Origin of the sequence: Peptostreptococcus sp. MV1 (assembly GCF_000758885.1) — a bacterium.
In the GTDB taxonomy this organism is placed as follows: Bacteria; Bacillota; Clostridia; order Peptostreptococcales; family Peptostreptococcaceae; genus Peptostreptococcus.
The window spans coordinates 43,453-68,463 of the sequence record NZ_JRNB01000067.1 but is presented as its reverse complement, the minus strand read 5'-3'; the positions used below and the strand labels follow the sequence as shown (position 1 = coordinate 68,463).

Sequence of the window (25,011 nt, the reverse complement as noted above, 5' to 3'; positions counted from 1 at the left end):
CCCCTTGTAACCGCATATATTTTTCTAATTTATCTAAAATTCTACTGAAGCATCATCAGCTAGAACCTTTTCTTCCATTTCTTTCCTATAGCCTGCTAGCTTGTTTCTTAATACTGGGTACTTGACACTAGCTATCTGAATTGCCATCAAAGCCGCATTTGTACCCGAATCTATAGTCACAGTTGCAACCGGAATACCGCTTGGCATCTGAACAATTGACAATAATGAATCCAAACCGTCCATTGTAGATGACTTGATCGGTAGACCAACTACCGGTATCAAGGTCTGGGCAGCTATAACACCTGGTAGGTGGGCTGCCTTTCCAGCCGCCGCTATTATAACATCCGTATCATCCTTTATCTCATCCAAAAAATCAGTTAATTCTATTGGAGTCCTGTGGGCTGAAAGTATTCTAACTACAACCTCTATGCCGTAACTCTTTATCAATTCTATGCCGGACTCAAGCTTTGGTAAATCTGACTTTGAACCCATAACCACCGCAATTTTCATATTATAATTCTCCTTTTCAATTTAGTAAATCTAGGTAAAAAACCTTCCACTGTCTTAAAATTTTTGTTTTATTTATTTTCTTAATATATAAACTAATATGACTGTTTTAAGACGATTATATCCATATAATTCTTATTTAGACGAACCTTTATACTAAAATGATAACGTAATGTGCAGTTTTTTTCAATAGTTTTTTTGAAAAATATTTAAAAAAAGCCCAAATTTACGAATTATAAGTAAATTTAGGCTTTGATTTGTTCGAATTTTGTAAAAAGTGAGAGGATATTGAACAGCCTAATTTGATCATGGCATAAATTTCTCCTCTTTCATACTCGCTTAAGTGTTTAAAGTTTCTCTTTTTTGTGTTAAAATTAAGTTGATTCATTGTGATCCTCCTGTTTGTATTTGTGTGGTAACTTATATTTTAATACAGGATTTGCAATGAATCATTTTTTTATTCAGTTGTACAAATTGATTATACAATCAACCCTATATTACATTTATTAAAGAAAGGATACTTTTATGATAATTTTTATATCTCCTGCTAAGGGATTTAATCAAGACCTCGATAGTCTACCCAAGGACATCTTGGAATATATAGATAATGATGTAGCAAAGACCTTGCCTGCTTTAATTGACAAGACTAGGCTTGTAATGGATGAATTAAAGAAATTTTCTGTAGACGAGCTGACATCTCTTATGAAGGTAAATCCTGACATTGCAGATTTGAATTACAATAGGTTTTCCAACTTCAAGTTTGATGCTTGTGGCCTACCCGCACTATTTGCCTACAGTGGCATCCAGTACAAGGCCATCAATCCATCCAGTCTTGATAGGTCGTCTCTTGACTACCTGCAGGAGCATTTGTTTATACTGAGTGGCCTCTATGGTCCTCTTATCCCCTTGGATCGTATCTACCCTTACAGGCTGGAAATGCAGACAAGACTGTGTGTAGATGCTTCTAAAAACCTATATAATTTTTGGGGTGATTCAATCTACCAACTACTTAAAAAGGAGCTGGAAACTCAAAAAATCTCTATTGTATCTGACTCAAACGCAGGTGTTGATCAAGATGGAAATATTATTTTAAATCTTGCCTCAACTGAATACTCCAAAGCAATTAAAAAATATATAGAAAAGGACATCGAAAATGATGTCCCTATAACTTATGTTAGCTGTAACTTTAAACAAGACAAAAATGGTATCCTCAAGAGTCAGTCTACCGCTTCAAAGACAGCTCGAGGCCTTATGGTAAGGTATCTTGCCCAAAACAAAATTGATACTATTGAGGGTTTAAAATCCTTCAAGGAAGATGGCTATACCTTTAAACCCGACCTTTCTACTGAGGATGGCAGAATTTTAGAACTGGTTTTTGTTAAGTAGATATACTTTTTACTTATCAAAAATTATAAATAAAATCCAGGCAAATACCTCTGTGATATTTACTTGGATTTTATTTCTATACCAAATTTATATACTTGTAATCGTCTTTATCCAATTTACCTATCTTTTAAAACTTCCGCCATATTAATACCTTTGATCTTTTTGATTAGAATCCAGCGATTTAATAAATACACCAGGATACCACATATTACTGTTGCTAGGTATATATAGGCAGGTATGTGTGGGCTAATATATCCGTCAAACTTATAAAAGGCCACTCTTACAAAAATAGTTACCAAATACCTTTCTAGGGGTATTAACACCACTAGAAAAAAAACAATTGCTATTGTAGATACCCTGATAAATACCTTTTCTATCTCCTTGTCGTAGTAGCCAAATATCCTGAGATAAGAAATTGACTCCTTGTACTTGTCCACGATTGTCTTAGTCAGTACATACATGACTACTAGGTATATTATCACTGATATGGCAACTATTACAGGCATTAAACTCTTGAAATTCACCATAAACTGCTTGGCGATTTTTTTCATATCAGATGAATTTATAACAGCAGCTAATTCCTTGTCATCAACATTTATTTTTCTATCTGTAAATATGCCATTATAATATGCTTTTTTCATACCAATCATTCTATTGCAATCTTTCCTATCCATAACTATGGCCATTGAGGTCGCAAATAAATCAGTGTTACCAACTACCCTTACCTTATATTTTTTACTCCTATTTTCGTCACTCAAGCTAACAAGGTCTCCTCTTTTTATGCTAAATCTATTCATCAAACCTTCTGAAATATAGACGTCATACGGCTCTTCGTTTTTGTCCTTTTGGTCATCCGTCCTACCCTTGCTAGTCTTCTTGTCTTCTTCCTCAGTAGCATGACCACTACCCCTGACTAGCCGGTCTTTTATATAGGCTCCATCCAAATTACTACCATATACATTGACCTTTATATCCTCATTAAAGGTCTTGTCCCTTATTTTTACCCCATAAATAGTAAATGGATTCACCTTATCCCTATCAAGCTTCAGTATATCTGCCAGGACCTTGTCCTCTTGCTCATAACTTGGATTATCGAATATATTTTTGTCTTTCTTTAGCATAGACTCTCTTAATCTTATCTCCACCTCTTTTTCAAGCGGACCCTTGATAATAGTTTGATAGCTTGATGGCATGGATTTTTCTATATCATTCATATAACCATCAATCAAACTCTCTATCGACAAGCCATATATCAAAAGAATATTTCCCAATAGCAATCCAAGGCACAAGACTAAATAGCTGGCCTTATTCTTTAAAAATACCCTCATCCTAAATCTTGATAAAAACGACAAACTTGGCAACTTAACGGCCTTTTTCTGTCTATGACTAGCCAAATCTCTCCTCAGAAATCTCAGTGGACTCAGCCTTAACTTTCTATATATAAATACAGAATTTACCAAAAGCATGAGGCATAAAGGTATCAAACTAGTCAATATAAATGCATAGGCGTCTAGATGTATCTTTGTTGGAAATAGAGAATAGTTAGAAGTGTATAGCCCCAGATAAATATCCTTCATTAAAGTATAGGCCACCAAATTTCCAAGAAATACAGATACTATTGTGACATATATTGGGAGTTTTATATAATGCCATACTAGGCTTCCCTTGCTATAACCAAAAGATAGCAGACTACCTATCACGCTAGCCTCATCTTCTATCATATTCTGAACTAGCACTGCAAATATAAAGGCCATGACCAGTAGGACTATAACCATCAAGGATGTCATCATAGGTACATCACCACCCATATCATCCATTACATAAGAAATTCTAGAATTTCCATACTTATTTTGTGCATTTACAGGAACCAGCCCCTTATCGACAAAGTCATCAACAAGGTCTTCTAGCTTGTCAGACTGGTCCTTCTTGTCAGTAGTCGGCTCTTCTAACCTATATGAATATTTATACTTTATTCCGTATCCCTTCTTGACTAATCTTTCAAATGTATTTTGATTTACACTCGCCACACAAAGATTTTTGTTGTCCATCAAGATATCTCCCTGTCTTCTAAGTAGACAGCTATAATCTGGAAATGCAACTAGGCCAACCACCTTTATACCTTTTTGACTTAAATTATCAATATCAGTTGGTGAGTCTGGTAGATATAAATTGTCACCAAGAGATATATTATTTTCCCTGGCATAGTTAACGTTCAGTACTATCTCACCGTCATTATCAGCATATCGACCTTCATGTAAACCAGGAATATTTACCTGATTCCTATTTATGTATACTATAAATAATTTATCAGACTTGGATCTTATAGACAAATAGAAATTTTCGTAGGCCCTAACCTTATTATCCTTAAAAATTTTTTTCTCATCTTCTTTCAAGGCCCTGTCAAACTCTATATATCCATCCTCAACTTTACCCTTTATATGACTATCATCATATGATATCTTGACAGAATTTTGAGCTATAAAAAATGACGATATAAAGGATACTGTCATAAACATGACTATAAATATAGATCCATATCTACCTATATTAGACCTTAATTCCCTAAAAATTCTCTTATTCAGAGGATTTTTCATTTTACCTACTTTTCTCATAAGCTACACCTACCAAACCAAATCTCTAGCATCTACTAGCTTGTCATTTATCTTGTGTTCCAAAATAGTGCCATCATGAAGACTCAAAACTTCATGTGACATTTGGGCAATAGCAATATTATGACTAGCAATTATAATGGTGCTTTTGTATTCTTTATTTATTTTTTGTATCATCTCCAATACGTCCTTGGCAGTCTTGTAGTCCAAAGCTCCCGTAGGCTCATCGCATAGTAGTATGGCTGGCCCCTTTGACAAGGCCCTAGCTATGGCAGTCCTCTGTTGCTGGCCACCTGACAATTGATTTGGAAACTTCATTTGGTGGTCTGTCAGACCTAGAACTTCCATCAACTCATCTATATCCAGAGCTTCCTGACTTAAATATGCCCCCACTTCTATATTTTCTCTTAGAGTCAGATTTGAAACTAGATTGTAGAATTGGAAAACAAAACCTAATTTATTTCTCCTATATCTCAACAGATCATCCTTTGACAGGTTATTCAACTCGAGTCCGTCAACTATAACACTCCCCTCTTCAAAAGACTCTATGCCTCCCAAAATATTTAGAAGGGTTGATTTTCCAGAGCCTGATGGCCCCAATAAAGTGCATATCGATCCTCTTTTTATCTTACAGTCAATACCTTTGAGAACATCTATCCTGCTATCTCCCTGACCATAAGATTTTCTTAAATTTGAAAACTCTATTATATTTCCACTCACTGACACAACCTCCTCTACAAAAATAAATACTATTTAAACTCACAAAATCAATCTGTATTTTATTATTACTTAAAATAAGTATAGTTCTTATTTATATTGTATATCAAAGCATAATGATTTTCAATATATTTGTTGTCCCGTGGCAATTATTGTCGCAAATATCTACTGTAAATCAACTTAAAATTTGTACTATAATCTGATAAATATTTTAATCTTTCCTAGACAAATTGCACTTTTGGTTTGGGATCTGATTTTTTTAATATTATAAGCAAGGAAACCCAGTGTAGCCATAAAGTAAAAGAATTGGCTAGAATTAATTGCTATCAAGGTCAAGGTAAGGAGAAACTACTATTCTTCCCTATCTACCCAATCCATTGTTCTTTCTATGGCCTTTTTCCAATACTTGTAATTCTTGGCCCTCTTTTCCTCTGGCATTTGAGGTATAAATCTTCTATCAATAGAGAAATCCTTGGAAATCTCATCTAGGTCATTCCAGTATCCAACTGCAAGTCCTGCCAAATAGGCTGCTCCTAGGGCAGTGGTCTCTAGGGTACTTGGCCTATGAACTTCCGTATCCAGCATATCTGCCTGGAACTGCATCAGGAAATTGTTGGCTGATGCCCCTCCATCTACCCTCAAATATGCTAGGGGTAGACCTGAATCATCCTGCATGGCTTCTATTACGTCCTTGGACTGGTAGGCCAGTGATTCCAGAGTTGCCCTGACTAGGTGCTCCCTCTTTGTCCCCCTTGTCAATCCAAATATTCCACCTCTTGCATACATATCCCAATAGGGTGCTCCTAGACCGGTAAAGGCTGGTACTACAACTACTCCATCTGTATCATCTATCTTGTTGGCGTAGTATTCACTCTGAGGTGAATCATAGACTAGCCTCAATTCGTCCCTCAACCACTGGATGGCTGCACCTGCAATAAATACCGACCCTTCTAAGGCATATGATACTTGTCCGTCAAGTCCCCAAGCAATTGTAGTCAGTAGGCCATTTTTTGACTTTATCCTTTCCTGACCAGTATTCATAAGGACAAAACAGCCCGTTCCATATGTATTTTTCACCATACCCGGTCTAAAACAAGTCTGTCCAAAGAGGGCTGCCTGTTGGTCACCTGCTATACCTGCTATCGGTATCCTTGCCCCTCCATATGTAGCCGGGTCTGTATGTCCATAGACCTGACTAGAGTCCTTGACTTCTGGTAGCATGGACCTAGGTATATTTAATTTTTCTAGGATTTCATCATCCCACTTCAATTCTTTAATATTATAGAGCATAGTCCTTGAAGCATTAGAATAGTCGGTTACATGGACCCTACCCCTTGTTAGGTTCCACACCAACCAAGTATCTACCGTTCCAAATAGGAGGTCTCCCCTCTCTGCCTTTTCTCTTGCTCCTTCTACATTGTCCAATATCCAAGCTACCTTTGTAGCAGAAAAGTAGGCATCTATAACTAGTCCTGTCTTGTCCCTTATAGTATCTTCCCATCCCTCTGACTTGAGTTGTTCACAATAGCTGGCTGTCCTCCTACACTGCCATACTATGGCATTGTAGATAGGCTTGCCTGTCTTCCTATCCCAAACTATTGTAGTTTCTCTCTGGTTTGTGATACCGATTGCCGAAATTTGCTCGGGCCTAATTGCAGACATCTCCAGGACCTCTCTAGCCACACCTGATTGGGATGCCCAAATCTCCATTGGATCATGCTCTACCCAGCCTGCCTTGGGGTATATCTGTTTGAATTCCTTCTGAGCTAGACTTATTATTTCACCTTCTTTGTTGAAAATGATTGCCCTAGAACTAGTTGTCCCAGCATCAAATGACATTATATACTTTTCCATAATGTCTCCTTTCTCTATTAGCTTATCTCCTTGTTTGCTTGTTCTATTATTTGCTTATCTCATTATTATCTATCCTATAAATCGAGTACAAGTACCTAAATTCCCAATTTTCATACCTGCTTACTCCTAAATTATATCACTATAGGCAAACGACTGCCATGATGAATTAAATTTTGTCAAATACCTTTTTATATTTATGGACGATTTTTCCTGTAGGATATTTACACTTTTAGACGAGAAAAAACAGTAAACCTTTTTTTGATTTACTGTTTTGCTATTGGTTTTATTAAAATTTATTAGTTAGATATTGAGTTGGAAACTCAAATGTATAATTTTTGTTCTGTTTAACTTATCCGCAAAATACATATATATTCTTGTTTTTAATTTCAATCCCTTACAATGCTTTAATGCTCCATCAAAAAAGCCTGTAACTCCTACTAACCCTGTATTCGTGCAGCTTGCAAATTCTTTTGGGTCATCTACGCTAAAATACATTTGTGCGTCTTCATTTCCCGTTTGTTTTACATATTTATTAGCAAGCTCTAATCCCTTGGAATTTGTTGCGTCAAATATCAATTCTCCGTTAGGAATCAATGATTTCATGCCCTTAATCATATCTACATTTTTTTCTTTATCAAAATATTGATATACTCCTGCAACTACAATCATTGTCGGCAAAGAAGTATCTATTTCTTTTATCCAATCAAGAGTAAACATATCCCCTGCTATCAATCTTTCATTATCGGCATTTCCTAATACTTTTTTTCTTACTATTATGACATCTGGCAAATCGATTTGATAGAAATTAACTTTAACATTTTTTATACGATTATATGATGTTTCCAATCCTGCCCCTAAAAAGACAATATTACATTCCTTGTTTTTTTCGATGAAACTAATAATTTTTTTGTCCATCGTTTGTTGTCTGCAAACACTTGCCATATAAAAATATTCAGTAGTATTACTTTCTATACTGTTTGTGGGTATATGTTGTTTTAAGGATAATGCTTTTTCATCATAGAAAAAATCAGGAAATTTTTCAGACGCATAAACTCTTGCTATAAGAGGAATATATAGAGTATCTGCAACACCACTAAGCAACTCATTTTTGTTCATCTCCATGTCCCTCCTTTCTCATTTTATTTTGCAAATTATGTGAAACTAATTATTTTTATTATACCACTTTCCCACTTAGTTGTATATCTCTAACTCATTCCATTTTATCTGTGATAGTTGCTTTTCTTGTACCTGTAATTGCTCTATATAATGTGGGGAAATTTACTGGTTTAGTACATCCTACTGCTGGCCTTACTTCTGACGTTCTCTGATTTCTTTGAGCAAGACCAATATTTTGTTTAGTGTCAGCTGTATAGATATCAGTATGACAAAGAGCATCACACCTGCAATCAATTCAAAATTTATAGCTTCCATATGCCACCACCTACTACTTGCTTATTAGGGCTTCTAATTCATCAACAAGGTCGGCAAATACCTTCAAGGCACCGTCAACTGCTGACTTTTCTTCCATATTGACACCTGCCTGCCTCAACTGGTCTAGTGGATACTCAGAACCACCGCTCCTCAAAAAGTCCATATACCTTGGCACTGATCCTTCTTCATTTAATATCATATTGCTAAGAACGGTTGCTGCTGAGAAGCCTGTCGCATACTTGTAGACATAGAAGTTAGAGTAAAAATGAGGTATCCTGGCCCACTCTATCCCAACTAATTCATCGACATTGCAAGAACCTCCATAGTACAACTTGTTCAAGTCGTAATATATCTCAGTGAAGTCCTTGGCTGTCATTGGCTGGCCAGCCTCAACCCTTTCATGACTAATCTTTTCAAACTCTGCAAATAGGGTCTGCCTATATACTGTAGTCCTAAATTGCTCCAAGTAGTAGTTTAATAGGTACAATTTTTCTTCATCACTCTTGGCATTCTTCAATAGATACTTGATAAGTAGGTTCTCATTTACAGTAGATGCCACCTCTGCTACAAATATCTTGTAGCTGGAATATAGGTATGGCTGACTCTCATGTGATAGATAGCTATGCATAGAGTGGCCCAACTCGTGGATAAGCGTAAACATTGAGTTCAAGTCGTTGTTGTAGCTCATCAATATATATGGGTGGGAATCATAACTACCCCATGAATAGGCTCCACCCCTCTTGCCTTCATTTTCGTACACATCTATCCACCTCTCATCAAAGGCACGCTTGATTAGGTCCACATAGGCTTGACCCATAGGCTCTAGGGCTCTTATTATAATTTCCTGGGCCTCTTCATATGGAATTTCCATCTTAAAATCCTTGGCCATAGGAACATAGAGGTCGTACATATGGACTTGGTCAAGCCCCAGATACTTCTTCTTTAGACCAATATACTTGTCCAAGGCTGGTATATTCTCATGTATTGATTCAATCAGGTTATTGTATACATCTAGGCTGATATTATCAGCATAAAGTGACGCAAACAAGGCTGATGGATACTTTCTCATACTTGAATTAAATATCTCTGCCTTGATACCTCCAAATAGGGTAGCAGCCATGGTATTTGAATACTTCTTGTAAGTTTCAAATTCCGCCTCAAAGGCTTCCTTTCTAACCCTCCTAACCTTGGACTTGATGAACTTGCTGTAGTTAAACATATCCAGCCTGACCTTGTTGCCATCTTCATCCGTAATTTCTGGGAATTTCATATCTGCATATGATAGCATTTCATATGTATTTTCAGGCACACCTGCCAATTCAGATACTGCAGCCATTATTTCCTCTTCCTTGTCGCTAAGGGTATAAGGCTTGTCTCTTAGTATTTCGTCTATCATCTTCTTGTAGTGGGCGACCCTCTGGTCTTTTACATAGGAAGACAAAAGGTCTTCATCCATAGCTATTATCTCGGGAACTACATAGGCAGTAGCCTTACTTAGGTCTGTTGACATCATCTCACTCTTGCTAGAATCAGCCAGATTTTCATTTATCCTAGTATCTTCATGGTGCCTCATATGTGTATAGACATAATAGTGGGATATCTTTCTTGAAATATCCTCCATCAACTTTAGGGCCTGGTAGAAGTTGTCCACTGACTCAGATAGTTTGCCCCTGTAGCTAGCTACTTTCTTTAGCGATTCTTCTATGTATGATATATCTGACTCCATCGCCTCCTGGTTTGGGTACATCTTGTCCAGATCCCATTTATATTCATTAGAAATTTCTATTCTCTCTCTTGCCATATTTACCTCCATTTTTATATATTACTTTTATATATTTACCAATTACTAATTCTTATCGTAATATATATTATACCCTACTTACCTTTATTTTTACTATAGACTTGACTCTTTTCTAGCATTTAAAACTAATTCTCATGCAAGCATCAAATCTATGGTATAATAATTAATGATACAAGAAAACACATAAACTGCTACATTAATTATATAAGTAAATAGAAAGGAAAACACTATGAATAATAGTCATTCAAAAACTAGAAAACTTGTCTTCTATAGCCTTATGGTAGCCTATAGTTTGGCCCTATACCTATTGGAGCAACTTATACCAAATCCACTAATAGCCTTTTTCCCAGGAGCTAAGCTAGGCTTTAGTAATATAATTACCATGCTATGCCTCTTGAATTTTGGTTTCAAGGATACCTTCAAAATAATAAGTGCTAGAGTCATCCTATCATCAATATTCGCAGGTGCCGCTACCGTTCTCCTATACAGCATAGCCGGTGCCTACCTCAGCCTATTTGGTATGTACATAGCAATCAAGATAAGTGGATTTTCAAAAGTCGGTATCAGCGTCTTTGGGGCCATCATGCACAATATTGGACAGCTACTGGTTGCCAGTGCCATGATAGAAAATCTAACTATGATGACCTACCTACCTGTCATGCTCGGAGCCTCACTTGCTACGGGTATATTTATAGGTATAGTTGTTAACTTTACTGACCCCCTATTCAAGAAACATAGCCTAAGATTTAATCCTTAGAATATTATTTAATCAAAAATTTACAGCAGGTATTTTTTACCTGCTGTAAATTTTTGGTCAAAGTATTCCTCTTAATTAATCATCTAAATCTCTCATCATATACCTTATTTTTTCAATAGCTTTCTTTTTGATATTTCCAACAGATGTTGTCGAACACCCCAGTTGATCAGCCACCTGTTTCTGAGTTTTGTCGTTTATATAGATTTCTTTGATAACCAAATTTTCTTTTTCTTCCAATTTTGCGATAGATTCATTAATCAACCAAAAATTAAATTTACGTTCTTTCTCCTCTAGATAACTCATCAAAACCTTACGGAAATATTTTTCAGTAGATACAAGGTCAGCATCTAGAAAACCATCGTTGTCATATCTGTATTGACAATTCCTGTTCTTGACTGCCATAATACCATAGACTAGCCTTGAAGGAGGTATATTGGTTTCCCTTGATAATTCGAGTATTTTTCTTGAATCAATCTTTTCTTCCAACAAATCCATTTCTTTTGAACATATCCTATATATAGAATTTGCTTCTCTTGATACACTTATCGATCCATATTTTCTGTATGTATTCTTAATACTATATTTCACATTATTATTTATGTATGTATTAACCTTGACTCCTGGCCTAAAATCAAACTTATCTATTGCAGAAATAACTCCGATTACGCCCGTTTGAAAAAGATCTTCATCGTCCAATCCTCTTGACTTAAAATTCTTTATTTCATTATCACTTGTTATTATCTTCTTTATATAGTCAATTTTACCTAGTATAAATTTATTCCTTGCTACCTTGTCTCCATTAATTGATCTCATGAGCAAAAATCTATCCTTTAAATCATCCATATCTATAGAAGCTATGTCTACATCCTGACCATTATACAAAGCCTTATATCCATTATTAGTCATAAATTCTGAAATAATTTTTTCTTCATTCAACTCAACCATAAAAACAGCCTCCTAAAATGTATTATTAATATTATATATTATAGATAATCGTTCTACATATCATTATAGGCTATTTACAAAAAAGGTGAACGTTTTTTTCAAAAAAATTCATAACTTTTTTTATTATTCCCTATACATTCATCGCAACAAAAAAATTGTTTATCTATAAGTATATACAGATTCACAATTTTTTTATAATTATTATTTATTTTTCTTGGTATCTTCTTTTATTTATGATTATTGTAGTAAAATAAGAGTACTTGTCTAGGTCTTTAGCCTGACTGATATCCCCATATACTAGCTGACCTTCCATAGATGAATTAGATACCATTATGGACTTGTCTGCTAGGCCCTTGTCTTCCAGCATTTCTATTATGGCTCTGCATTTTTTGTATACCTTCATCAAGACAATAGTGTCAAAAGAGTCTAGGATTCTCGATATATCTTCCATACTAGATGTGCACGGGTATACCACCATTGAGTCGGTATCCATAGCCAGAGGGAAATTATTTGAGGCTGCTATGTTGGAAAAAGAACTAAGTCCAGCTGTTGTTTCTACCTCAACCTGGTCTACCAGCCTATCCAATAGGTAGATATAAGTAGAATACAACATAGGATCACCAAGGCTAACAAAGCCAACCTGCCTGCCATTTTTCACATCGTCCATTATCTCTCTTGAAATAGCATCCCATGATTTTCTTTTTTCCTGGCTATTAAAAGACATTGGAAAGTGCCTTTCCTTCAAGACTAGGTCTGACTTCAGATAAGGGGCTACTATTTTTTTGACTGTGCTATCCCCACCCATCTTAGCCTTAGGTAGGTAAAGAATATCTAGCTTTCCTATAGTTTTTATAGCCTTTAGGGTCATCAACTGACTATCTCCCGGTCCAGCACCTATGCCATAGAACTTCCCTTTTTCAGTATTGTCAGCTTCTTGAGCCTGACCCATGCTTTTTTCTTCCTCAATTGCATCCCTTAGATTTTCTACAAACTTGTCCTGAACAGGTACAAACTCACCTATCCCCTCCATATGGACCTCTACATCAAATCCTTCTCTTTTCAATATATTTAGCCAAGAGTCCTCATCATCTCCTGCCATGTCATTCTTTGCATGGTCACCTGCTACCAGGAGAAAGGGTCTAAGGTGTAGTTTTTCTATTCCATCCTTCTTCAGGAAAAATATTATATCCTCCAGTTCTGGATACCCTTCTACAGTACCTATATAGGCCTTGATAGACCTCCTACTCAGCCTATAGTCCATAGCTGCGTAGGCAGAGTGGGCCATATGCCCAGTTCCATGCCCCATCCACACACTGGCAGACCTATTCACATCATGCTCAGTATCTTCTAAGCTGACATCTCTTATAAAATCGGTCACATAGTCATAGTCATCCAAGCTTGTAAGCAGGGGCCTACCTACTACAAGCTTGTCAAACTTGTGCCTGTAATTGTCTATTATATTCACCATCTTATTGTACTCTTCACCGCAGATAAGGTGGAGAGACTGGATGTATACCTCCCTATAGCCCTTTTCAAGGAGCATATCTAGGGCCTGACTCGGATAAAGTATCTCCTCCTTGTCCCTGTATTTTAGTTTTTTTATAATCATCTTGGATGTCCATGCCCTAAAAAAATCATATTCAGGAAAGGCATCCATCAACTTTCTTTCGCAAACCTCTATAGTTTTCTTTCTCGTATCCATATGTGAAGTCCCAAAGCTAATAACTAACAAGGCCTTTTCATTATTTTTCTTTTCCATCTTCCCTCCTAGCCAAATATCAAACTTTCTTCTATTTCGTCTATATCATGTATCATCCTCTGATAATCTATGGTCCTTCTCCTGATTATAATGACTGGTATTCCAAACTCCTCACAAGCCTCTATCTTGTCAATAAAACCACCTGCAAAGCCACTTTCCTTGGTAATTACCACCTCTATCTTGGAATGTTTAAGTAGGGCCACATTTATGTCCTTACTAAAAGGCCCCTTCAAGGCTATAATATTGTCTGCATTTAGGCCCATGGCCTCACAACTCCTGATTACTTCACTGGTTGGGAGGACTCTGGCAAATAGCTTTTTGCCCTTAAGGAGCTTGACATAGGTAGCTAGATTCTTGCTACCAGTAGCTATAAGTACATTTTCCCAAGACTTGTTTTTCATGACCATATCGCAGGCCTCTTCTATAGTATCTACCACATATTCCTGCTGGTATTTGATCTCATCCAAAAGCGACTTCCTCTCAAACCTAATATACTTGATATCTGTCTGGTCACAAGCCTCTATTGCATTTCTAGAAACTTCAATTGCATAAGGATGGGTAGCATCAATTACCTGCCTGATCTCCTTGTCTTTGATGTATTCTATCATTTCTTTTTTGTCCATCTTGCCATTTATTATATTTTTTGCGTGCTCTAGGGCCAAGTCTCTACCAAATTCAGTTGCCACTGATAGGACAAAGTCACTTATACCTATTTCATTTAACCTATCACATATCTTCAAACTATCCGAAGTCCCACCTAAGACCAATATCATATCCCATACCCCCTTGGAGTTATTACCTTGTCTCCATCAATATATGTTTCTTTATTACCCACAATTATCATGGTAGACATATCACAAATTTCAAAATCCATACTTTCCAATGTCATTATATACTTTTCTTCATTAGGCCTGCCAGCATTTTTTACTATGCCTACAGGTGTAGACCTTGGCTTATACTCTGCCATTATCTCAAAGGCCCTCTCCAAATGGTCTGGCCTACCCTTGCTCTTGGGGTTGTATATGCAGATAACAAAATCTGCCATAGCAGCTAATTCAATCCTTTTTTCTATCAGTGACCAGTCTGTCATCAGGTCACTCAGGCTAATCTGGCAAAAGTCGTGCATGAGCGGGGCACCTAGGCTGGCTGCTGCTGATATGCTTGATGTAACTCCCTGGACTACCCTTATTTCTTCCTTATTGTCCAACTTGGAATTCAACTCGTAAACCAATCCTGCCATGGCATACACACCAGAATCTCCACCACTTATGAGGGCCACCTTATGGCCTCGACTCGATAAGTCTAGGGCCTTCTTACACCTATCGACCTCCTGCCTCATCCCATTTTCTAGGACTGTCTTTCCTACTATCAGTTCCCTGACCAGGCCTATATAGGTCTTGTAGCCTATTATTACATCGCATTTTTCAATAGTTTCAAGGGCTTCTAGGGTCATATGTTCCCTATTTCCTGGCCCTATCCCAACTACATATATCATATTATTTCCTTTCTTAAAACCTAATCTTATCCTGAGACTAGCCAATTTTATTTATATAAAAGCCTGCTTATATTATCTTCTTCCCAGAGCCAGGGTAATACCCTTGCCTCTGTACATCTGTCCTAGTAGCCTTCCACCTGACAGGATATGACAGGCTGGCTGGGCTACAGAATAGACTCCAATAGTCTTTTTTACAAAATCTGACTTTTCATACCGGTCCTCATAATTGGCCAGGATATGGGGGGCAAAGAAGTCACTCTCTATCCCATACTTGGCACAAAAGTCACCTATGCAAGTCTCGTCCTTTTTTAGGTCTATACTAGCCACCCTTCCAATTGACCTCACATCTATATCATAGCCTGATAGGTATTCCAATACTTGCCCTTCAAATAGGCTCGAATCAGTATCCTTTCTACAACCTATCCCCAGTACATTCCTTCTTGGAATTACCAGGACTAGACCATGTTTTTCAGCATAGTGACAAATATAGGACTTGTCACTGATAACTATCTTATTTTCATTATCTTTATTACTAAGACTGACCACATTAGTCTTATCAAATATATTTTCTATCTGACTCCTATCTTCTAGACCATTTTTATCTATACCCTCAAGGCCTATCAGAGCCAGGTCTCCTATTGAATCTATTATCTTGAAGCCCGATAGTTCTTCCTCTGCAAAGTAGTCCCTGTAGTCTGGGTCTATATAGATATAGTTGTCCCCACCTCTTAGGAGGGATGAATTTATTTTTAGGCTGAGGTCCCTGATATTATCCACATTTGCCCACATCTTTTTCACAAGCATATCAAAGGCAGACTTGCCATTGATGTCAGTAGCCGTTGTAATTATCGGATTTGCACCTATCCTAGCAGCTATCATCCTACAAAAATCATTTCCTCCACCCATATGGCCAGACAGGAGACTGATGACATTTATACCCAACTCGTCCACAACTAGGACTGCTGGGTCCCTAAATTTATCGGTCAAGAGGCCTGCTATTGCCCTAACCACTATACCACTTGCCATTATAAAGACTAGGCAGTCAGCTTCAGCAAATATCCTCGCCGAATCCTTCTTGAAATCTCTATATGAAATAAGGCAGCCACCTCTTTTAATGCCTTTTCCATATTTGTTTTTTTTATTTCCATACTTATTGTCAATATCCATCAAGATATGATCAGTCACGCTTTCATTTATCCTCTCAGCAAGCTTCCTTGACTGGTCTGTTAAATATATATATTTAATCATCATAGCAACACCTATTTTGATTACCTGTACTCGTGGCTGAAATATTTATCATATAATTTGGAATACTTGTATTCATGTCCCAAAAACCTGCCCACCAAAATTAGGGCCGTCTTTTTTATACCTGCTGCCTTGACCTTGTCAGCTATGTCAGCCAAGGAGCCTCTTACCACTTCCTGGTCCGGCCAAGTTGCCTTGTAGACCACTGCTACTGGCGTATCCATGGGATACCCACCCTCTACCAGTTGATCAACTACACCCCCTATATTTTGGATGGATAAAAAGATAGCCATTGACGTTTGATGGACTGCAAATGACTTGAGACTTTCAAATTTAGGGACTGGAGTCCTACCTTCTATCCTGGTGATAATTAGACTTTGGGATACTTCAGGCACAGTATACTCTAGGCCTAGGGCTCCTGCAGCCCCCAAAAATGAGCTTACACCTGGTATCGATTCATATTCTATTCCCAACTTTTTTAGCTCCTCTGCCTGTTCTCTAATAGAACCATAGATGGATATATCACCCGTCTGTAGCCTTACTACTAAGATGTTCTTTTTGGCCCCTTCTTCCATTATAGCTATAATTTCTTCCAGGCTCATACCTGCACTATCGTATATCCTAGCCCCTAGCTTACAATAGTCAAGTAGGTCTGGGTTTACCAGAGAACCTGCATATATTACTATATCTGCCTGACTCAAGAGCCTATGTCCCTTCACAGTAATCAATTCCTTGTCACCAGGACCTGCTCCAACAAAATATATTTTTTCCATTACTTTTCTCCACTTATAATTACGATTGGATTTCTAGGCTTGAGGTAGTGCCCCCCTCCTAGTTCTTCAAGTAGGGATACTCCTACCTGGACTAGTTCTACATTTTTGAATCCAATTTCTTTCATTAGTCTATAAGACTCGACTGCATTTTCCAAGAGTATAAAATTAGATACTATCCTGCCACCCTTGTCCAGTATTTCATAAGACCATGACAAAATTTTCCCTAGATTCTTGCCAGTCCCCCCTAAAAATATTGCCTGGTACTTATCCTTCAATCCATACAATTCTAGGTCTAGGGGGGCTAGGCCATCAATTTGAACCACATTTTTCAGATTAAATTTTTCTATATTAAGTCTAGTCAGATCAAGGGCCACCGGATCCTTTTCTATTGAGATAACTCTTATGCCCTTATTTTTCAAGGCTGCCTCAACTGTCACACTACCCGTTCCAGATCCTACGTCCAAAAAGTTATCAGCCTCTGAAAGGTCCAATTTCGCCAGAGATATGGCCCTGACCTCTTCCTTGGTAATAGGCACCTTGCCAACTATAAATTCACTATTCTTCATCTTCACTTCTCCACTTAACCAGTATTACTAGGCACATATCATAGGCCTGTCTATCCAATATATGGTCTGCATTAGCTACAGTCAACCTCTGGTCTGGGTATGACAGGTTTTCACCCACATAAAAAGTATAACCTAGACCTCTTTTTTTGACTTCTTGGGCTATCTCCCTAGGACCTATCTTAGAGTCTGTCAGGATGGCCACCTTGTCATGCATAAATATAAGGTCATAATCCGGTTGCCTTCCATGGCTACTAGATATATATAGGTCATTCATAGGTATTTGAAAGGCCGAAAAAGCATACTGGATAGAGCTTATACCTGGCACTATCTCCAGTTCTTGGCATTCTGACATATTTCTCTTGATATAGTCTGCTATACCATAGACCGATGGATCACCTGAAGCTAGGACTGCTATATCCTCGTCCATACAGGCCCTTATCTTGTCCATCATATCAGCTAGGTTTGCTCCCAAGCTGTAGACCTCTTGGTCACTCGATATACCTAGGCTGGACCTTATAAAATCTATGTTCCTTGCACCGCCAATTATCAATTTGGCCTTTTTTATTATATTTTCTCCTGCCCTAGTCAGGTAAAGACCCAAACCCGGACCTACTCCTACAACGTATACCATACAAATTCCTTTCGTAGACAAGTCACCACACAATTCTAAATCACTTCAAAAAATCACCTTATTGGATAGGCGTCGACAACTACACTGTCCTTACTAGCCGACCTTGCCAAGAGGCCTCCATCCATAGAAAACAAATATACTTCCATATCCACAGTCTCATCTTGCCCTAGCCTCATATATTGCCTCGCCCTAGCAAGGGCCTTGTCTGCCAGCACTTGAAAGACGGTATTATAGCCCCTAGACCTGATGACATCCACCATGGCATCTGTACTCAGGCAAGCATCAACCTCTTTTAATAGGTCTAGTGGTGCTCCTAGTAGGGCTAGGTTTGACACCATTATCTCCCTCCTGGCATCTGCCACCCTGCTGTGGGTGTTAGTAATGCCTGCAGACAGTTTTATCAGCTTGCCTATATGACCACCTATCCTGATCTTAGCAAAGCCCAAACGTTTGCATTCCATCAACATATATCCTATAAAATTACTCATTTTCACAACTTCATCTGGGTCTACACCGTAGGACTCAACCATTATATTCCTGCCTATATTTCCAGGAACCAAAACAATAGCATCCCTACCTTCTACCTTCTTGATAGCCAACTCTGCAGATAGGGCCTTCTTCCAGCCTTCATCACTCATGGGTTCAACTATGCCACTAGTACCTATAATGGATATACCTCCTAATATGCCTAAATTGCTATTAAAGGTTTTCTTGGCTATTGCCTGACCCTCTGGTGCAAATATAGTCACCAGTATTTTTCGTCCACCTAGGTAGTCATAGATATCAAGCCCCAGCTCATCTATTAGCTCTTGGACCTCCTTAGCTATCATCTCTAGGGGAACCCTATTGATGGCTGGCCTGCCAATGGCTACGTCCAGGCCTTTTTTGCTTACTCTTCCTATACCCTGTCCTGATGTGATGACCAGATAATCCGAATCTAGATCTGACCTAAAATAAGGCAAGGAGTCCGGACCTACCAGCTCAACCCTGGAAAATATATCCATACCGTGAGTTGCATCTATATCATCTCCCCCGTTTTTTTTGACAGAGCATTGGGCCCAGGTCTTACCTAGGCTAATATTGTCAACTGCAAGGTCTAGGTCTATTCCCTTGGGTGTCCCTATCCTCACCCTATCTATGGGTGACTTTTCTAAGAGAACTTTAAGTGAGGCCTTAGTTGCCCCACAGGCACAAGATCCTGTAGTATAGCCCCTCCTGTACTTTTTTCCATCCACATATACAAACTCATCTATCATATAGTCACCACCCTAATTTATATATCCATATACCAGTCAACAACAAGCTAAACTAGCTAGCCTTAGCAAGAATACATCCCCTACATAAAATAGTGGTAGAGTATCGCATTTATAATGGCTGCAGCCAAATTACTACCACCCTTTCTACCCCTAGATACTATATATTCTATCTGGCTATTCATTAAGGCCTCCTTGGAATCCTCTGCTCCTACAAATCCAACCGGAACCCCTATTATGGCACTCGTCTTTAAAAGACCTTCCTCATTCATTTCTATAGCCTTGTAAAGGGCTGTTGGGGCATTTCCAAATATAAATATCTTGTCATTGCTATCCTGAGCTGCTATCTCTACAGCCGCCATAGACCTGGTAATCCCCTTGGCCTTGGCCAAGTCTATAGTTGCCCGGTCTGCTATCAAACACCTATATCCAACTTTCAACTTGTCAAGGATCCTCTTGTTTATACCACTTAGGCCCATGCTTGTATCCGTATATATAGTTGCACCATTTTTTAGGGCATGGACTATTGTTTCCACTGCCCCTTCTGAGATTTTTAAAATATCTAAATAATCAAAGTCTGCTGTCGTGTGAATAGCCCTCTTGATTATCAGTTCCTCTATCCTTGATGAAAATTTATAGTCAGGCCTAGTCTCATCTATTATAGCCTGGATAATTTCAAAGCTCTTTTCTTCAATTTTACCTGGATTTTTTATATAGTCCACCGGTCTACCTCCTTCTCAAACCTCCATCAATTACCTTCTTTACATACTGCCTTTTATATATTTTAGAAATCTCGGAATTCCTTATTTCATATACCAATCTATCTATATCTGTGCCAGTATCAAGTCCTATGCCAACTACAGATCCTGTATGTGAAATATTCAAAAAACCATAATTACAATCTCTAGCCAGTTCGATTAATTCTCTTAAATAAGGCGTTGACTTGATATTTTCATTGGCCAGGGCACTGGTCTCACAGGCCTGTCTAATTGATTCCATATTGTCATTCTCTACGCCGTATTTCAGCTTCTTGAAGGCCTGACTAGTCAGTTCCTTATTTTCACTTAGACACCTGTAGTAGTCCTGTCTCATCCTCAACCTAACAGTATTTATCTTAAAGGCTGGCTCTAGTATCAGTACCTTTTTGATATTCAACCTGCCCAGCTCATCTACCACCTGACCCTTTACTGGATCAAAGATACATATATTTTCATTGTAGATTGAGTCAGTGGGCTCTATATTGGCAACCATCTTTGAAATCAAGTTGGGCTCCATGTCCTCACCCAAGTAGTCAAGAATGGCCATTATACTAGCCCCTATATCTGCTGTAGAACTAGCCATACCCTTGCCTGTAGGTATGTTAGACCTTATAGACAGGCTGAGCTTGTCCATCCATGACCTATCTATATCAAAAAAGTCCAAGACCTGGCCTATTGCCTCAACTGACTTTTTCTTATTCTTTGTGTATTTATTTGACATACCAGCCCCCTCAGTCACTATTGCCCTTGAAAAGACATCAATGCAGTAGGAACTAATACATTCTGTTTTATTCGAATAACCTTGAACCAACTCTCCGCACGTCGCTGGACAGGTTCCATACCCCTTCTTCATAGGTTTCCCCCTCCAAATATACTAAAAAGAGCATCTAAAAGTATTTCATTAGACTTCCTATCCTTTATAGCCAACCTGATAAACCTATCACTTAGTCCATAAAAATTGCTGGCATCCCTTATCAAAATTGAATGCTGTCTTATCAGGCAATCCTTGATACTAGCAGATGTGTAAGGGAGCGCCTTGTCCATCTCAAATAGGATAAAAGCAGAATCCGTCCTATATACCCTTATTAACTTGATTTTATCAAGCTCCCTCACTAGATAGGCCCTCTCTTTTTCATAGGCAGACCTGGTATTCTCCCCAAATGTATAGGAATTTTCAACTTCTCTTTTTAGCACTTCTATCGTTATTTTTTCAGCCATGGAGTTAACAGTCCAAGGCTCCTTTATACTATATAATCTACCAACAAAGTCTTTATTTTTACTTAAAAGATAACCCATCCTCAGGCCTGGCATACCATAAAACTTGGTCATGGCCCTCAAGACAAATATATCCTCATAATCGTAGTTTAGGCAGGTATAGTCATCATAGTCCCTACAAAACTCTATAAAGGTTTCATCCACCAAGAGCTTGACTGACCTCGAATGGCAATACTTCACTAGACTTGATAAGTCCTTTAGGCCTCCATCTGGATTATTTGGGTTGCAGACAACTATAGCCTCTAGGTCCCCTATTGCATCCAGCCTGTCAAGCCCAGCTAATTCGAAACTGTCACCCTTGACATCCATACTCACAATCCTGTAATCCAAACCCGATATCTGGGCAGCCCTGGCATATTCAGAAAAGGTCGGCCCTATAATTACCAGACTTCCCTTGATCGACTTCATAAACAGGAATATTAGCTCACTTGCCCCATTGCCTACGCATATATTTTCTGGTCCTAGGCCACCAATATAGGCTGCAATTGTATTTCTCAGCTCCATATACTCGATGTCAGGGTAAGCCCTCAAGGAGTCTATATTGGCTACCAGCATATGAGCCAGTCCATCTGGAATGGATGGATTTATATTTGAGCTAAAGTCAATAATGGGTCCATCTATCCTATATTTTCTTTTTATCTTGTCCAAATCTGCCCCATGTCCCAACATAGTCCCTCCATATTTATAATGACTAGTCCGCCAGTCTATGAACCAGCGTGAAAAACAAAGTCCCCTATACTACTATATTTCTAAGTAGGTGTCTAAATAGTATATAGACCAATAGGAAAAATAAAAGTCCCACAAGGCTAGAAGCATACAAGAGCCTATTAGCCTTTATTATATCTTCTTTGTCTAGGGGCCTATTGGCATCTCCTATGCTTGGCTTGTATACCTCCTGACCAAAGTATACATTGGTTCCTCCCAATCTTATTCCAAGAGCTCCAGCTACAGCCCCTTCTGGATATGCACAGTTTGGACTGGTGTGGTTTTTCCTGTCCCTAATACCAATCCTCATACAAGCCCTAAAATCATAACCCAAAAATATACTACCCACTATAAAAAATATCAATGATAGTCTGGCTGGTATATAGTTAAACAGGTCATCTAGCCTAGCTGGAAAAAATCCTATATCCCTGTACTTTTCATTCTTGTAGCCTAGCATAGAATCCATAGTATTTACTGCCTTGTAGGCAAAGGCCATGCCTAGTCCACCCAAGAAATAATAAAACATAGGTGCCAAAGTACCATCAACAGTATTCTCAGCAACCGTCTCAACCGTAGCCCTTATTATATCCGCCTGGTCCAGGTTTCCAGTATCCCTGCCAACTATATATGACAGCTGCTTTCTGGCCAAGTCTATATCCCCCTTGTCAAGGGCCTTGTATATCTTGCCCGCCTCAGCTGCCAGACACCTTGTAGAAAGACAGGTAGACAAGGCTATAGTCGACATAAGTAGGCTTAAATACATATTAAAATCAAATATGTAAAACCATATATAGGCCAATAGTGAACTAGTTCCCACCACTATTATCCATATGGCTAGACCTGATGCCTTCATCCACCTGGACCTATTCTTGACCTGATTGTTACTATACCCATATGGCTTGTATCTGTACTTATCTATACCATTGATATTGTCTAGGTCAGTTGCTATAGATGGTTTAGATAATATTTTTCTAAATCTCTTTTCTAGATATGCCACTAGCCTCCCCATAAATATAACTGGATGTGGGAACCAATATGGGTCACCTACTAAAAGGTCCAAGCAAAATGACAAGACAGCAACTAGTAAAAAATTTCCCCCAGAATTACTCTTAAAAAGATCTAGCATAACTAGACCCTACTCAATAGGTAACATACCAGACTCAAGTTATTATAAAAGTGGATATGCAGGTAACTTGCTAGGGTGTTCTTTGAAAAATATCCACCCTCCCACCTATCTATAACCTGTCCGTTTACTATTTTTTCTATATCAAAGGCCGTATCAAGGTCTGAATGGAAGCTCGAATGGTGGAATTCGTGTCCACAAATCTGCTGACCCCTGTAGGCTATTAGGTTGTCTTCCTTGGCAGTAGCCTGACAATAGCCAAACCTCTTTAATGATTTTTCCATCTTGCTGTGCCCCTTTATAGCACCTACCATCTGAAAGCTATTGCCTTCTAAGTCTAGCAAGTCCTCTCCTAAATACATCAAGCCACCACATTCTGCATATATGGGCTTGTTGGCTTCATAGGCCCTATAGAGACTTTCTCTCATAGACTTGTTGGCCTCTAATTGGCCTGCAAATACCTCTGGAAAACCACCACCAATATATATTATGTCAGCATCCGGCACAGATTCATCTTCCAATGGAGAGAAAAATTTCAACTGAACGCCTATAGACTTCAAGAGTTCGATATTACTAGGGTAATAAAAGTTAAAGGCCTTATCATAGGCCACTGCCATCCTTTTATCCCTTGCCAAATCCAATACATCCGGGTCCTCTACAAACATACTTAGCTCAAAGCTAGATGTCACTGCCTCACTCTCTGATAGCTCTATAATCCTATCTACATCTACATATTCTTCAACCAATTGACCTATTCTATCTATTTTTTTGTCTAGGTTTTCCATTTCTTGACTAGGAACCAGGCCCAGCTGCCTGGACTCCAAACTAATTTCATCATCCGGTGGAAGATATCCCAAGACCTCTAGAGAACAGTACTTCTCAATTGATGCCTTGACTATCTCATAGTGTCTCTTGGTCCTGACATTATTGGCGATTACACCGACTATATCTACATTTTTGTCAAGTTGCTTGTAGCCCAAAACCATAGCTGCAGCTGATGCCCCCATAGCCTTGGCATCTAAAACTAGTATTAGCGGTGCCTTCAATGTCTTTGCTATCTGTGATGTAGAATGCTTGTTGATGTCGATACCTAATCCATCATATAAACCCATTACTCCCTCTATTATTGATATATCAGTTGACTTAGATGCCTGGCTGTAAACATACTTGACCTGATCTTCATCCAACATATAGGAATCTAAGTTTCTAGATGGCCTTCCTGTGACATATTTGTGATAGCTAGGGTCTATATAGTCTGGTCCCACCTTAAAAGGCTGTACTGACTTGCCCCTATTTACCAGGGCCTTCATTATACCCAGGCTGATAGTAGTCTTGCCCACTCCACTTCCTGTTCCTGCAATTACAATCTTCTTCATACTTACCTTCAATCTGTGTTCCTATAAACACTTTAATTTATCACA

At 38.4% G+C, this 25,011-nt stretch carries 23 protein-coding genes and 1 pseudogene; 2 read left to right on the top strand and 22 right to left on the bottom strand.

Annotation, left to right across the window (positions count from 1 at the left end; all coding sequences use genetic code 11):
• Nucleotides 1–33: 33 nt before the first annotated feature.
• Nucleotides 34–510, bottom strand: a complete 477-nt coding sequence (gene purE / locus HMPREF1639_RS05515; RefSeq protein ID WP_036764225.1) for a 5-(carboxyamino)imidazole ribonucleotide mutase — start codon at nucleotides 508–510, stop codon at nucleotides 34–36.
• 247 nt (nucleotides 511–757) lie between these two features.
• Nucleotides 758–895 (bottom strand): annotated as a pseudogene (locus HMPREF1639_RS09695) (IS30 family transposase); the annotation flags it as partial.
• Nucleotides 896–1,032: 137 nt separating this feature from the next.
• Between HMPREF1639_RS09695 and HMPREF1639_RS05505 the strand changes: the two are divergent.
• Nucleotides 1,033–1,893 carry a YaaA family protein gene (locus HMPREF1639_RS05505; RefSeq protein ID WP_036764223.1) on the top strand — a complete coding sequence of 287 codons (861 nt, stop codon included), beginning with the start codon at nucleotides 1,033–1,035 and terminating at the stop codon, nucleotides 1,891–1,893.
• Between the two features lie 116 nt (nucleotides 1,894–2,009).
• Here HMPREF1639_RS05505 and HMPREF1639_RS05500 read toward each other — a convergent pair whose 3' ends face one another.
• The 6 genes from HMPREF1639_RS05500 to pepF all read right to left on the bottom strand — a co-directional run bounded on the left by HMPREF1639_RS05500 (nucleotide 2,010) and on the right by pepF (nucleotide 10,305).
• On the bottom strand, nucleotides 2,010–4,505 hold the full coding sequence (locus HMPREF1639_RS05500) for an ABC transporter permease (RefSeq protein WP_242847287.1): 2,496 nt from the start codon (nucleotides 4,503–4,505) through the stop codon (nucleotides 2,010–2,012).
• 9 nt (nucleotides 4,506–4,514) lie between these two features.
• Complete coding sequence (locus HMPREF1639_RS05495; protein ID WP_036764221.1) at nucleotides 4,515–5,222, bottom strand: ABC transporter ATP-binding protein; 708 nt, start codon at nucleotides 5,220–5,222, stop codon at nucleotides 4,515–4,517.
• A 348-nt stretch (nucleotides 5,223–5,570) separates the two neighbouring features.
• The gene (gene glpK / locus HMPREF1639_RS05490; RefSeq protein ID WP_036764219.1) at nucleotides 5,571–7,073 is read right to left on the bottom strand and encodes a glycerol kinase GlpK; all 1,503 of its coding nucleotides are present in this window, start codon (nucleotides 7,071–7,073) and stop codon (nucleotides 5,571–5,573) included.
• A 300-nt stretch (nucleotides 7,074–7,373) separates the two neighbouring features.
• Nucleotides 7,374–8,189: a class I SAM-dependent methyltransferase gene (locus tag HMPREF1639_RS05485; protein WP_036764217.1), complete on the bottom strand. Its 816-nt coding sequence runs from the start codon at nucleotides 8,187–8,189 to the stop codon at nucleotides 7,374–7,376.
• A 192-nt stretch (nucleotides 8,190–8,381) separates the two neighbouring features.
• Nucleotides 8,382–8,504, bottom strand: a complete 123-nt coding sequence (locus tag HMPREF1639_RS09555) for a hypothetical protein (protein ID WP_278244228.1) — start codon at nucleotides 8,502–8,504, stop codon at nucleotides 8,382–8,384.
• A gap of 13 nt (nucleotides 8,505–8,517) precedes the next feature.
• Nucleotides 8,518–10,305, bottom strand: coding sequence for an oligoendopeptidase F (gene pepF / locus HMPREF1639_RS05480; protein ID WP_036764215.1), 1,788 nt, complete (start codon nucleotides 10,303–10,305; stop codon nucleotides 8,518–8,520).
• A 229-nt stretch (nucleotides 10,306–10,534) separates the two neighbouring features.
• Between pepF and HMPREF1639_RS05475 the strand changes: the two genes are divergently transcribed.
• Nucleotides 10,535–11,062, top strand: a complete 528-nt coding sequence (locus HMPREF1639_RS05475; protein WP_036764213.1) for a Gx transporter family protein — start codon at nucleotides 10,535–10,537, stop codon at nucleotides 11,060–11,062.
• 75 nt (nucleotides 11,063–11,137) lie between these two features.
• Here the strand turns inward: HMPREF1639_RS05475 and HMPREF1639_RS05470 are convergent, their stop codons facing one another.
• The 14 genes from HMPREF1639_RS05470 to HMPREF1639_RS05405 form a co-directional block, all read right to left on the bottom strand.
• A complete protein-coding gene (locus HMPREF1639_RS05470) occupies nucleotides 11,138–12,007 on the bottom strand; it encodes a sigma-70 family RNA polymerase sigma factor (RefSeq protein ID WP_052045434.1) in 870 nt (289 codons plus the stop codon).
• A 205-nt stretch (nucleotides 12,008–12,212) separates the two neighbouring features.
• On the bottom strand, nucleotides 12,213–13,766 hold the full coding sequence (locus tag HMPREF1639_RS05465) for a cobalt-factor II C(20)-methyltransferase (RefSeq protein WP_036764212.1): 1,554 nt from the start codon (nucleotides 13,764–13,766) through the stop codon (nucleotides 12,213–12,215).
• A gap of 8 nt (nucleotides 13,767–13,774) precedes the next feature.
• Nucleotides 13,775–14,539: a precorrin-6A reductase gene (cobK, locus tag HMPREF1639_RS05460; RefSeq protein WP_036764210.1), complete on the bottom strand. Its 765-nt coding sequence runs from the start codon at nucleotides 14,537–14,539 to the stop codon at nucleotides 13,775–13,777.
• Nucleotides 14,536–15,261, bottom strand: a complete 726-nt coding sequence (cobJ, locus tag HMPREF1639_RS05455; protein WP_036764208.1) for a precorrin-3B C(17)-methyltransferase — start codon at nucleotides 15,259–15,261, stop codon at nucleotides 14,536–14,538. Before cobJ ends, cobK begins: the two co-directional genes overlap by 4 nt.
• Nucleotides 15,262–15,333: 72 nt before the next feature.
• Nucleotides 15,334–16,509 carry a cobalt-precorrin 5A hydrolase gene (locus HMPREF1639_RS05450; protein ID WP_052045433.1) on the bottom strand — a complete coding sequence of 392 codons (1,176 nt, stop codon included), beginning with the start codon at nucleotides 16,507–16,509 and terminating at the stop codon, nucleotides 15,334–15,336.
• A gap of 20 nt (nucleotides 16,510–16,529) precedes the next feature.
• A complete protein-coding gene (locus HMPREF1639_RS05445) occupies nucleotides 16,530–17,279 on the bottom strand; it encodes a cobalt-precorrin-4 methyltransferase (RefSeq protein ID WP_036764206.1) in 750 nt (249 codons plus the stop codon).
• On the bottom strand, nucleotides 17,279–17,845 hold the full coding sequence (locus tag HMPREF1639_RS05440; RefSeq protein WP_036764204.1) for a decarboxylating cobalt-precorrin-6B (C(15))-methyltransferase: 567 nt from the start codon (nucleotides 17,843–17,845) through the stop codon (nucleotides 17,279–17,281). The genes HMPREF1639_RS05445 and HMPREF1639_RS05440 overlap by 1 nt, the downstream gene beginning before the upstream one ends.
• Nucleotides 17,835–18,476 (bottom strand): precorrin-6y C5,15-methyltransferase (decarboxylating) subunit CbiE, encoded by a 642-nt coding sequence (gene cbiE, locus HMPREF1639_RS05435; RefSeq protein ID WP_036764202.1) that lies wholly within the window; start codon nucleotides 18,474–18,476, stop codon nucleotides 17,835–17,837. The genes HMPREF1639_RS05440 and cbiE overlap by 11 nt, the downstream gene beginning before the upstream one ends.
• 53 nt (nucleotides 18,477–18,529) lie before the next feature.
• Nucleotides 18,530–19,729, bottom strand: coding sequence for a cobalt-precorrin-5B (C(1))-methyltransferase CbiD (gene cbiD / locus HMPREF1639_RS05430; RefSeq protein WP_036764242.1), 1,200 nt, complete (start codon nucleotides 19,727–19,729; stop codon nucleotides 18,530–18,532).
• A gap of 83 nt (nucleotides 19,730–19,812) precedes the next feature.
• The gene (locus tag HMPREF1639_RS05425; protein WP_036764201.1) at nucleotides 19,813–20,451 is read right to left on the bottom strand and encodes a cobalt-precorrin-8 methylmutase; all 639 of its coding nucleotides are present in this window, start codon (nucleotides 20,449–20,451) and stop codon (nucleotides 19,813–19,815) included.
• 4 nt (nucleotides 20,452–20,455) lie between these two features.
• Nucleotides 20,456–21,340 (bottom strand): GHMP family kinase ATP-binding protein, encoded by an 885-nt coding sequence (locus tag HMPREF1639_RS05420; protein WP_036764200.1) that lies wholly within the window; start codon nucleotides 21,338–21,340, stop codon nucleotides 20,456–20,458.
• Complete coding sequence (locus tag HMPREF1639_RS05415; protein WP_036764198.1) at nucleotides 21,337–22,431, bottom strand: aminotransferase class I/II-fold pyridoxal phosphate-dependent enzyme; 1,095 nt, start codon at nucleotides 22,429–22,431, stop codon at nucleotides 21,337–21,339. Before HMPREF1639_RS05415 ends, HMPREF1639_RS05420 begins: the two co-directional genes overlap by 4 nt.
• Nucleotides 22,432–22,495: 64 nt before the next feature.
• Nucleotides 22,496–23,593 carry an adenosylcobinamide-phosphate synthase CbiB gene (gene cbiB, locus HMPREF1639_RS05410; protein WP_052045432.1) on the bottom strand — a complete coding sequence of 366 codons (1,098 nt, stop codon included), beginning with the start codon at nucleotides 23,591–23,593 and terminating at the stop codon, nucleotides 22,496–22,498.
• Between the two features lie 2 nt (nucleotides 23,594–23,595).
• Nucleotides 23,596–24,966 (bottom strand): cobyrinate a,c-diamide synthase, encoded by a 1,371-nt coding sequence (locus tag HMPREF1639_RS05405; RefSeq protein ID WP_036764196.1) that lies wholly within the window; start codon nucleotides 24,964–24,966, stop codon nucleotides 23,596–23,598.
• Nucleotides 24,967–25,011 lie beyond the last annotated feature (45 nt).

What these genes read in the sequence shown, in the direction of transcription:
- cbiB (WP_052045432.1), bottom strand. Translation starts at nt 23,593, where the DNA reads ATGCTAGATCTTTTTAAGAGTAATTCTGGGGGAAATTTTTTACTAGTT.
- purE (WP_036764225.1), bottom strand. Translation starts at nt 510, where the DNA reads ATGAAAATTGCGGTGGTTATGGGTTCAAAGTCAGATTTACCAAAGCTT.
- pepF (WP_036764215.1), bottom strand. Translation starts at nt 10,305, where the DNA reads ATGGCAAGAGAGAGAATAGAAATTTCTAATGAATATAAATGGGATCTG.
- HMPREF1639_RS09555 (WP_278244228.1), bottom strand. Translation starts at nt 8,504, where the DNA reads ATGGAAGCTATAAATTTTGAATTGATTGCAGGTGTGATGCTCTTTGTC.
- HMPREF1639_RS05450 (WP_052045433.1), bottom strand. Translation starts at nt 16,509, where the DNA reads ATGATTAAATATATATATTTAACAGACCAGTCAAGGAAGCTTGCTGAG.
- HMPREF1639_RS05470 (WP_052045434.1), bottom strand. Translation starts at nt 12,007, where the DNA reads ATGGTTGAGTTGAATGAAGAAAAAATTATTTCAGAATTTATGACTAAT.
- glpK (WP_036764219.1), bottom strand. Translation starts at nt 7,073, where the DNA reads ATGGAAAAGTATATAATGTCATTTGATGCTGGGACAACTAGTTCTAGG.
- HMPREF1639_RS05415 (WP_036764198.1), bottom strand. Translation starts at nt 22,431, where the DNA reads ATGTTGGGACATGGGGCAGATTTGGACAAGATAAAAAGAAAATATAGG.
- HMPREF1639_RS05505 (WP_036764223.1), top strand. Translation starts at nt 1,033, where the DNA reads ATGATAATTTTTATATCTCCTGCTAAGGGATTTAATCAAGACCTCGAT.
- HMPREF1639_RS05420 (WP_036764200.1), bottom strand. Translation starts at nt 21,340, where the DNA reads ATGAAGAAGGGGTATGGAACCTGTCCAGCGACGTGCGGAGAGTTGGTT.
- cbiE (WP_036764202.1), bottom strand. Translation starts at nt 18,476, where the DNA reads ATGGTATACGTTGTAGGAGTAGGTCCGGGTTTGGGTCTTTACCTGACT.
- HMPREF1639_RS05445 (WP_036764206.1), bottom strand. Translation starts at nt 17,279, where the DNA reads ATGGAAAAAATATATTTTGTTGGAGCAGGTCCTGGTGACAAGGAATTG.
- cobK (WP_036764210.1), bottom strand. Translation starts at nt 14,539, where the DNA reads ATGATATTGGTCTTAGGTGGGACTTCGGATAGTTTGAAGATATGTGAT.
- HMPREF1639_RS05440 (WP_036764204.1), bottom strand. Translation starts at nt 17,845, where the DNA reads ATGAAGAATAGTGAATTTATAGTTGGCAAGGTGCCTATTACCAAGGAA.
- HMPREF1639_RS05475 (WP_036764213.1), top strand. Translation starts at nt 10,535, where the DNA reads ATGAATAATAGTCATTCAAAAACTAGAAAACTTGTCTTCTATAGCCTT.
- HMPREF1639_RS05465 (WP_036764212.1), bottom strand. Translation starts at nt 13,766, where the DNA reads ATGGAAAAGAAAAATAATGAAAAGGCCTTGTTAGTTATTAGCTTTGGG.
- HMPREF1639_RS05485 (WP_036764217.1), bottom strand. Translation starts at nt 8,189, where the DNA reads ATGAACAAAAATGAGTTGCTTAGTGGTGTTGCAGATACTCTATATATT.
- HMPREF1639_RS05500 (WP_242847287.1), bottom strand. Translation starts at nt 4,505, where the DNA reads ATGAGAAAAGTAGGTAAAATGAAAAATCCTCTGAATAAGAGAATTTTT.
- HMPREF1639_RS05405 (WP_036764196.1), bottom strand. Translation starts at nt 24,966, where the DNA reads ATGAAGAAGATTGTAATTGCAGGAACAGGAAGTGGAGTGGGCAAGACT.
- cobJ (WP_036764208.1), bottom strand. Translation starts at nt 15,261, where the DNA reads ATGATATATGTAGTTGGGATAGGGCCAGGAAATAGGGAACATATGACC.